This window comes from Paraburkholderia atlantica (genome assembly GCF_009362785.1).
GTDB classification, from domain to species: Bacteria; Pseudomonadota; Gammaproteobacteria; order Burkholderiales; family Burkholderiaceae; genus Paraburkholderia; species Paraburkholderia atlantica.
In genome coordinates this window covers 1-9,828 of sequence record NZ_WHNQ01000087.1, presented here as the reverse complement: position 1 = coordinate 9,828, position 9,828 = coordinate 1, and the positions used below count along the sequence as shown (strand labels likewise).

General features: G+C 64.7%; 6 protein-coding genes. All 6 read left to right on the top strand.

What is annotated here, in order from left to right; all coding sequences use genetic code 11:
* On the top strand, positions 1-584 hold a 584-nt coding region (locus GCT19_RS39595), incomplete at its 5' end, for a 2Fe-2S iron-sulfur cluster-binding protein (RefSeq protein ID WP_152852519.1).
* Between the two features lie 44 nt (positions 585-628).
* Positions 629-2,323: a phenylacetic acid degradation protein PaaN gene (gene paaN / locus GCT19_RS39590; RefSeq protein WP_152854931.1), complete on the top strand. Its 1,695-nt coding sequence runs from the start codon at positions 629-631 to the stop codon at positions 2,321-2,323.
* 66 nt (positions 2,324-2,389) lie between these two features.
* Positions 2,390-3,592 carry a 3-oxoadipyl-CoA thiolase gene (pcaF, locus tag GCT19_RS39585; protein WP_152854930.1) on the top strand — a complete coding sequence of 401 codons (1,203 nt, stop codon included), beginning with the start codon at positions 2,390-2,392 and terminating at the stop codon, positions 3,590-3,592.
* A gap of 14 nt (positions 3,593-3,606) precedes the next feature.
* A complete protein-coding gene (gene paaH, locus GCT19_RS39580; protein ID WP_152854929.1) occupies positions 3,607-5,166 on the top strand; it encodes a 3-hydroxyacyl-CoA dehydrogenase PaaH in 1,560 nt (519 codons plus the stop codon).
* A gap of 37 nt (positions 5,167-5,203) precedes the next feature.
* Positions 5,204-6,529, top strand: coding sequence for a phenylacetate--CoA ligase PaaK (paaK, locus tag GCT19_RS39575; RefSeq protein ID WP_152854928.1), 1,326 nt, complete (start codon positions 5,204-5,206; stop codon positions 6,527-6,529).
* Positions 6,530-7,105: 576 nt separating this feature from the next.
* On the top strand, positions 7,106-9,828 hold a 2,723-nt coding region (locus GCT19_RS39570), incomplete at its 3' end, for a beta strand repeat-containing protein (RefSeq protein ID WP_227749476.1).

Here is a 9,828-nt window from a genome sequence, read left to right as displayed (position 1 = left end):
ATCTGAAGAACCGCTTCATGAACCGCTTCGTGCTGTATCACGTGCTGTCGGACGATCTGCAGGACGTCGAACTCTTTAACGGCGTGCTCGACCAGCAGAAGTGCGCGGCGTTCCTCGAACAGCTGCTGCCGGCCGACGCGATCGACGAGGCGTTCATCTGCGGCCCCGCGCCGATGATGGACGCGGCCGAGGCGGCGCTGAAGGCCGCCGGCGTGCCGCCCGCGAAAGTGCACGTCGAGCGCTTTGGCACGCCGCTGCCGCAGGCGGGCGTGCCGCCCGTCGAGATCACCGCGGACACGCCCGCGGCCGACCTCGAGATCGTGCTCGACGGCAAGCGGCGCAAGCTGCGTCTGCCCTATCAGGGTGTGAGCGTGCTCGACGTCGGGCTGCGCGCCGGTCTCGCGCTGCCGTACGCGTGCAAGGGCGGGGTGTGCTGCACGTGTCGCGCGAAGGTGCTCGAGGGCGAAGTGAAGATGGAAAAGAACTACACGCTCGAAGAGCACGAGGTCCGCGACGGGTTCGTGCTGACGTGTCAGTGTCATCCGGTGAGCGACAAGGTCGTCGTCAGTTACGACGAACGTTGAGTGCAAGCACGTCACACCCCTGTTTTCGATCAAAGTTCCATCTCATGTCTCATTCACTGTTCAGCAAGCACCAGAAGACTCTCAACGAAGCAGTGGCCGCGATCCACACTCGCGGCTACTGGAGTCCGTTCAGCGAAATGCCGAGCCCCAGGGCATACGGCGACACCGCGGCGGCCGACGGAGAAGCCGCCTTCAGACGTCATCTCGGTCAGCACTTCGAACTCGACCAGCCGAGCAACAACGGCACGGCCGGCAAGGAAAAATCGCCCTTTGGCTTGCAGTTGAACGTGCGGTATCCGAAGCCCGACGCCGACACGCTGTTCGCCGCCGTTGAAACCGCGCAAGCCGAATGGCGAAAGGCGGAACCGAAGGCATGGGTCGGGGTCAGCCTCGAGATCCTCGCGCGACTCCACAAGGCAAGCTTCGAGATCGCGCACAGCGTGATGCATACCACCGGGCAGGCGTTCATGATGGCCTTTCAGGCGGGTGGGCCGCATGCGCAGGACCGCGCGCTGGAAGCGATCGCCTACGCGTGGAACGAATTGCGCCGGATTCCCGATGAAGCGTATTGGGAGAAGCCGCAAGGCAAGAACCCGCCGCTGATGATGGCAAAGCACTATACGGTCGTGCCGCGCGGCATCGGCCTCGTGATCGGCTGCTGCACCTTCCCGACGTGGAACAGCTACCCGGGGATGTTCGCCAGTCTCGCCACCGGCAACGCCGTGGTCGTCAAGCCTCATCCCGCTGCGATCCTGCCGCTGGCGATCACGGTCCGGATTGCCCGCGAAGTGCTCGCCGAAGCCGGCTTCGACCCGAACGTCGTCACGCTGTTCGCCACCGACCCCGACGATGGCCTGATCGTTCAGGCGCTGGCCACCCGTCCGGAAGTTCGTCTGATCGACTTTACCGGCAGTTCGGCCAACGGCTATTGGCTCGAACATCATGCGAGGCAAGCCTCCGTCTATACGGAAAAGGCGGGGGTCAACCAGATCATCATCGATTCGGTGGACGACATCGGGCCGGCCGTTCGCAACATCGCGTTCTCGCTCGCGCTGTACTCGGGGCAGATGTGCACCGCGCCCCAGAATATCTATGTGCCGCGCGACGGCATCAAGACGGCGCACGGCGTCATGCCGTTCGAGGCCGTTGCCGCGGCGCTCGTCGAGTCGGTCAACAAGCTGACAGCGGATGCCGCCAAGGCAGTCGAAGTGACCGGAGCGATCCAGAACGCCGGTGTGCTGGCGCGCGTCGAGCGCGCGCGCAAAGTCGGCACGTTGCTGCTCGACAGCCGCGCCCTCGCCCACCCCGCGTGGCCCGATGCCGAAGTGCGCACGCCGCTGCTTGCGCGCCTGGACGCCCGCAAAGACGAAGCAACGTTCGCGGCGGAATGGTTCGGCCCGATCGCGTTCGTCGTCGCGACGGACTCGACCGCTCAGTCGGTCGAACTCGCCGGCCGGATTGCCAGGACCCGCGGCGCACTGACGTTGTCGGTCTACAGCACCAGTGAAGAAGTGGTCGACGCCGCCTACGAGGCAGCGCTGTCCGGTGGCGTTGCGCTTTCCGTGAATCTGACGGGCGGCGTGTTCGTGAACCAGTCCGCGGCCTTCTCCGATTTTCATGGCACCGGCGGCAATCCGGCTGCCAACGCATCGCTCACCGACGCGGCTTTCGTCGCCAACCGGTTCCGCGTGGTCCAGGTACGCCGTCACGTGCCGCCGCGCGAAGCCGCCCATGTCTGATCGCACCACGCAACCCTGTTGCGGATGCAAAGCCTGAATCGCTCAATTTCTTTACCGGAAAACACCATGACCGAAGCCTTTATCTGTGATGCCATTCGCACTCCGTTTGGACGTTATGCGGGCGTACTGAAGGACGTCCGCGCAGACGACCTCGGCGCCGTGCCGATTCACGCGCTGATGCAGCGCAATCCATCGGTGGACTGGCAGCAGGTCGCGGACGTCCTCTACGGATGCGCGAACCAGGCCGGCGAGGACAATCGCAACGTCGCACGCATGTCCGCTTTGCTCGCGGGCTTGCCGATCGACGTCCCCGGCTCCACGATCAACCGCTTGTGCGGCTCGGGGATGGACGCGGTGGGCAGCGCGGCACGCGCGATCCGCGCAGGCGATGGCGACCTTTACATTGCAGGCGGCGTCGAAAGCATGACGCGCGCACCTTTCGTGGTCGGCAAGTCGGCGACGGCGTTCTCGCGCTCGGCCGAAATCCACGACACGACGATCGGCTGGCGCTTCGTCAATTCGCTGATGCGCAGCCAGTATGGCGTCGACTCGATGCCCGAAACGGCGGAGAACGTGGCCGACGACTTCGGCGTGGACCGCGACTCGCAAGACCGCTTTGCGCTGCGCAGCCAGCAACGCGCTGCACGCGCTCAGGCGGACGGCACGCTGGCCCAGGAAATCACCGCGGTGCGCATTCCCCAAAAGAAGGGCGAGCCGCTGGTGGTCGATCGCGACGAACATCCGCGCGAGACATCGCTCGAAGCGCTGGCAAAACTCAAAGGTGTCGTGCGCCCCAACGGAACGGTGACGGCGGGTAATGCTTCGGGCGTCAACGACGGCGCTTGCGCGCTGTTGATCGCAGGCGAAGAGGCAGCGAAGCGCAACCATATGACGCCGCGTGCCCGCATCCTCGGCATGGCTACGGCGGGCGTCGAGCCGCGCATCATGGGGATCGGACCCGCACCGGCAACCGAGAAGCTGCTTGCCCGCCTCGGCATGAAGCTCGACCAGTTCGACGTGATCGAACTGAACGAAGCCTTCGCCTCGCAGGGTATCGCGGTGCTGCGCCGGCTCGGCGTCGGGGAAGACGATCCCCGCGTCAATCCGAACGGCGGTGCGATCGCCTTGGGCCATCCGCTCGGCGCTTCGGGTGCCCGACTGGTCACCACGGCGACCTACGAACTCGAACGCCGCAATGCACGCTTCGCGCTGTGCACGATGTGCATCGGCGTTGGCCAGGGCATTGCGATCGCGATCGAGCGCGTTTGAGCGGAGCCACTAGCATGTCGAACGCATTGAAGACTTCCACGATCGTCGGTATCGTCGGCGCGGGCGCGATGGGTGCGGGCATCGCCCAGGTGGCCGCGCTCGCCGGACATCGGGTCGCCCTGTTCGATCTCGATGCCGCTACGGTCGCAAAGGCCATTAAGGGCATCGCCGCGAACCTCGCGAGGCTCGTCGACAAGGGGCGCCTCGACGCGACGGCTGCCGCTCAAGCGAACGAAAGGCTGATTGCGGTCGACCAGCTAACCGGGATGCGCGACGCGGGGCTCGTCATCGAGGCCGTCGCCGAACGGCTCGAAGTGAAGCGCAAGATTTTCGCCGAACTCGAAGAGCACGTGGCCGACGCCTGCATTCTCGCGACCAACACTTCGTCGATTTCCGTCACGGCGATCGGTGCGACGCTGAAGATTCCGGCGCGCCTCGTGGGCATGCACTTCTTCAACCCCGCGCCCGTGATGGCGCTGGTCGAAGTGGTCAGTGGCCTCGCCACATCGGCGGACGTCGCCACCTGCGTGTATGAGACGGCCGCCGCGTGGGGCAAGACGCCCGTCTATGCGCGCTCGACGCCCGGCTTCATCGTGAACCGCGTGGCCCGTCCGTTTTACGCCGAAGGTCTGCGGCTTCTGAACGAGCAGGCGGCGACTGCCGAGTCGATCGATGAGGTGATTCGCGAGGCAGGCGGCTTCCGGATGGGACCGTTCGAACTGATGGACCTGATCGGACACGACGTCAATTTCGCGGTCACTGAGTCGGTCTTTCGCGCGTATTTCAACGATCCGCGCTTCACGCCGTCATTGATCCAGCAGGAACTGGTGAACGCGGGTTTTCTGGGCCGCAAATCGGGACGTGGCTTTTACGAATATGGTCCGAACGCCACCCGCGCGAGCCCGCGGCTTGCGCCACCCACGGATTCTCCGCGAGTCGTCAAACTGTTTCCGCAGTCCGGCGTGATCGCGCGGCTTCAACAAAGGCTGCTGGATGCCGGGCTCGTTACGGCGACGATGCCCGAAACGGAACGCATCGACGGTGTGGTCGCGCAGATCGACGATGCGCTGCTGCGACTGACCGACGGGCGCACGGCAACTCAATGCGCTCACGACACGGATCACGACAACGTGGTGCTCGTCGACCTCGCGCTCGACTACGCCGGCTGCAGCACGGTCGCGCTCGCCCGTGCGCGGCAATGCAGTGATTCGGCCTATGCGGCTGTCGTCGGCGCGATGCAGGCGGCGGGCTACGCGGTCGTGCCGATGGCCGATGTGGCCGGCATGATCGTGATGCGGAGCGTCGCGATGCTGGTGAATGAAGCGGCCGATGCGGTCAACCAGGGCGTGTGCACGGCCGCGGATCTCGACCTGGCGATGGAAAAAGGCGTCAACTATCCGTTGGGCCCACTGCAGTGGGCGGATCAGGCGGGCGTCACCCTGTTCTCTACGGTGCTGAGCAATCTCTGCACCCACTACGGTGAAGACCGGTACCGCGTTTCACCGCTACTAGCCGCACTTTCGTGGTCGCGAGCGTCATGGCACGCACGCGCTGCCCTCGACAGTGCTGCCTGACTCGAATCAACCCAATTCCAGTATTCCGGAGACTCCCATGGTCCGACGCACCCCCCAATCCGACGAACTCGAACCGATCGAACGCGCCAGCCGCGACGAGCTGCAGGCCCTGCAACTGACACGCCTCAAGTGGTCGGTCCGCCATGCCTACGACAACGTGGCGCATTACCGCCAGGCGTTCGATGCCGCTGGCGTGCATCCGGACGATCTGAAGGAACTCTCCGATCTGGCCAAGTTTCCGACCATGACGAAGAAGGACCTGCGCGATAACTATCCGTTCGGCCTGTTCGCCGTGCCGCGCGACCAGGTGGTGCGTGTGCACGCATCGAGCGGGACCACGGGCAAACCGACGGTCGTGGGCTATACGGCGCGCGACATCGATACCTGGGCCGACATCGTCGCGCGTTCGATCCGCGCTGCCGGCGGCCGTCGCGGCGACACGCTGCACAACGCGTTCGGCTACGGCCTGTTCACCGGCGGGCTGGGCATTCACTACGGCGCGGAGCGGCTCGGCTGCATGGTGGTGCCGATGTCCGGCGGCCAAACGGAAAAGCAGGTTCAGCTGATCCGTGACTTCGAACCGTCGATCATTCTGGTCACGCCGTCGTACATGCTTAACCTGATCGACGAGATGACGCGGCAAGGGATGAATCCGGCCGAATCGTCGCTGAAGGTCGGTGTCTTCGGCGGCGAGCCCTGGACCCAGGCCATGCGTAGCGAAATCGAAACGCGGGCGGGTATCGACGCGGTGGACATTTACGGCCTCTCCGAAGTAATGGGTCCAGGCGTTGCGGCGGAGTGCATCGAAAGCAAGGACGGTCCAGTGATCTGGGAAGACCACTTCTACCCGGAAATCATCGATCCCGTTACGGATGAAGTGCTGCCGGATGGAAGCGAAGGCGAACTGGTCTTTACTTCGCTGACGAAGGAAGCCATGCCGGTCATCCGCTATCGCACGCGCGATCTGACCTCGCTGTTGCCGCCTACTTCCCGCGCGATGCGCCGGCTCGCGAAGATCACCGGACGCTCGGACGACATGCTGATCATTCGAGGCGTCAACGTGTTTCCGAGTCAGATCGAAGAACTGATTCTCGCGATGCCCAAGCTGAGCGCGCAGTATCAATTGACGGTCAAACGCGATGGGCATCTGGATTCTCTGGCGGTATGCGTCGAGGCGCGGCCGGAGGTCGGCGAGTCGTTGAGCGACCACGATCGGACAGCGCTTGCGCGCGAACTGCAGCATCGCATCAAGACGATGGTCGGCGTGTCGACGACGGTCTCGGTCGCGCTTGCCGGACATATTCCAATGACCGGTACCGGCAAAGCGAAACGCGTCGTCGATCTGCGGGGCGCGAAGCTGTAAGCATCGGTCATGGGCGCTGCGCGCCGGGACTCGCGCAACGCCCGCTCTTCGAGGGCTGATGTATAGCCGGCGTACAGCAGAAATAGAAAATGTGCGACAAGCATTTCGCATTAGCCGCGATGCTTTTGCTCTCGCGTGATACGCGTGCTATACCTCTTTGTGCGCGACAAGAGACGCGATATGCGTGATCGCGTTAGCGTGGTTAGTTAGCAAATGTCGCTGTATCTGATCCCAGCGGATGTGCATAAAGGTATTCAGCGCTCTTTCTGCAGCTTCCTCCACAGAGCGGTGCAAAACCCAGCCCCAACTTGATCTGGCAGCACACGCCCTGGCTCATTCACCTACGGCCCATCGCTTTTGCGGGGCCAATCGGACGGGGAAGATTCGATGGGGCGGTGAAACATGTCGCTTACCGATCGGGGTTCTCGTTGGTTGGCCTGTCGAACTGGCGGCTCGCCCTTGTCCCGGTCTGATTCGAGCGAAACCCGATCCGCCCAAACCGATCCCTTCGACTGCCCATATCCGTTGCGCCGCAAGGCATGCATCAATAGCCGCCCGTTCTCCCCCTGCCGGATATTGCTTGCAACGACCGCCGCCTTTCCCCTTGCGTTTGCTGCCGGCCCCGTTTATGCGGACGGCGCTGGGGGAGCCGCGAGTGCCGGCTACAACGGTGCGGGCGGCGGCGGCGGCGTGAACGGCGTCGGCGGCGCGGCAGGCGCTAACACTTCTGCTGGCGGCAACGGTAGCTCAAACGGCAACGGCGGCGCGGGAAGCTCCGGCGGCGCAAACCTCGGCGGCAGCCCGGGCGGCGGAGGCGCTGGCGGTACGGCGGGCACCGCCGCCAGTCCGACAGGAGGTAGTGGCGGCACCGGTGCGGACGCGTCGTGCGGCGTCTGCTTCGGCGGCCTCGGTGGCGGTGGCGGCGGTGGCGGCGCCGACGGCTTTGTCGGTGCGACGTTGACCGGCGCGACCGGTGCCATCACCGGCGGCAGCGGCGGCAATGGCGGCAACGCGACGAGCGCGTCAGCCTTCGGTGCCGATGGCGGTGGCGGCGGTGGCGGCGGTGCCGGCGCGGTCATTTCGGGCAGCGGCAGCACGAGCACTTCCACCAACATCACTGGCGGTGCCGGAGGGAACGGCGGAGCGGGCATCAGTCCCGGCGGCGCCGGCAATGCCGGCGGCGGCGGCTCGGGCCTCGTCGATACCGGCGTCAACCTGACCAACGCCTTTTCGATTACCGGTGGCAACGGTGGCGGCGGTGGCAACGGAGCCAGCAAAGGCGGATTGGGGGCGGCTGGCGGCGGGGGTGTCCTCGGTACCTCGTTCTCGTTGACCAACACAGGCACCATTCAGGGCGGCAACGGTGGCGGCAACGGCGCGTCCTCCAGCGACGCGGCCGCGGCGGGGGGCGTCGGCGTTCAGGGCTCCAGCCTTCAGATCATCAACGGCGGCACGATTGCCGGTGGCGTCAGCGGCGACGGCAGCACGCGCGCGAATGCGATTACCTTCACTAGCGGCACCAACAGTCTGCAACTGCAGCAGGGGTGGAACTTCGTCGGGAGCGTCGTCGGTGCGAGCGGCACCACGAATGCGCTGATCCTCGGCGGCAACACGACCGATCTGACTAGCAATGCCGCGGGGACGTCGGTGTCGACGGTGTTCCAGTTGTCACAGATAGGCACCGTATTCCAGGGCTTCTCCAGCTTCCAGAAAACTGGCACCGGCACGTGGGCGCTGATCGGCAGCACATCGACGGCGACACCATGGACTATTTCGGCAGGCACGCTGCAGTTAGGCAACGGCGTGACCAACGGCTCGATCACAGGCAACGTCACCGACAATTCGATCTTCGCGTTCGATCCGGCCTCCGGCACGACGATGACAGAGTCCGGTGTGATCTCGGGCACTGGCCAGGTTCAGCAAATTGGCACAGGCATAACAGCGCTGTCTGGCACTAACACCTATACCGGTGGCACGACGATCAACGCGGGCACGCTACAGGTTTCAGCCGACAGCAATCTCGGCGCTGCAAGCGGCGCGCTCACGCTCAATGACGGGACACTGAACACGACGGCAAGCTTCGGGTCATCGCGATCGACCGCGCTGGGTGCCTCAGGTGGCACATTCGATGTCAGTACCGGCACCACGCTGACGATGAGCGGCGTGATCTCCGGCACCGGCGCGTTGACGAAGGCCGATACCGGCACACTCGTGCTAACCGGCACGGACACCTACAGCGGTGGCACGACGATCACTGGCGGCGCGCTGCAACTCGGAGACGGCACCACGAACGGCTCGATCACGGGCAATGTCACCGACAACGCCACCCTCGCCTTCGACCCCGCCTCCGGCACGACGATGACCGAGCCCGGCGTGATCTCCGGCACCGGCCAGGTCCAGCAGGTTGGCACCGGTACAACGGTATTGACGGGCACGAACACCTACACCGGCGGCACCACGATCAGTGCAGGCACGCTGCAACTCGGCAACGGCACCACTAATGGCTCGATCACCGGCAATGTGACCGACAACGCCACGCTCGTGTTCGATCCTGCCTCCGGCACGACGATGAACGAGTCCGGTGCGATTTCCGGTGTTGGCCAGGTCCAGCAAAACGGCACGGGCACAACCGTACTCACAGGCGCGAACACCTACACCGGTGGCACCACGATCACGGCCGGCACGCTGCAGTTAGGCAATGGCACCACCAACGGTTCGATCACCGGCAACGTCACCGACAATTCGATCTTCGCGTTCGATCCGGCCTCCGGCACGACGATGACCGAGTCCGGCGTGATCTCCGGCTCCGGTCAGGTTCAGCAAATTGGCCCCGGCATAACAGTGCTTTCTGGGACCAATACCTATACCGGTGGCACGACGATCAACGCGGGCACGCTACAGGTTTCAGCCGACAGCAATCTCGGCGCTGCAAGCGGCGCGCTCACGCTCAATGGCGGGACACTGAACACGACGGCAAGCTTCGCATCATCGCGTTCGACCGCGCTGGGTGCCTCAGGTGGCACATTCGGTGTCAATACCGGCACCGCGCTGACGATGAGCGGCGTGATCTCCGGCGCCGGTGCGTTGACAAAGACCGATACCGGCACGCTCGTGTTGACCGGCACGGACACCTATACCGGTGGCACGACGATCAGCACCGGCACGCTGCAACTCGGCGACGGCACCACGAACGGCTCGATCACGGGCAACGTCACGGACAACGCCACTCTCGCCTTCGACCCCGCCTCCGGCACGACGATGACCGAGCCCGGCGTGATCTCCGGCACTGGCCAGCTCCA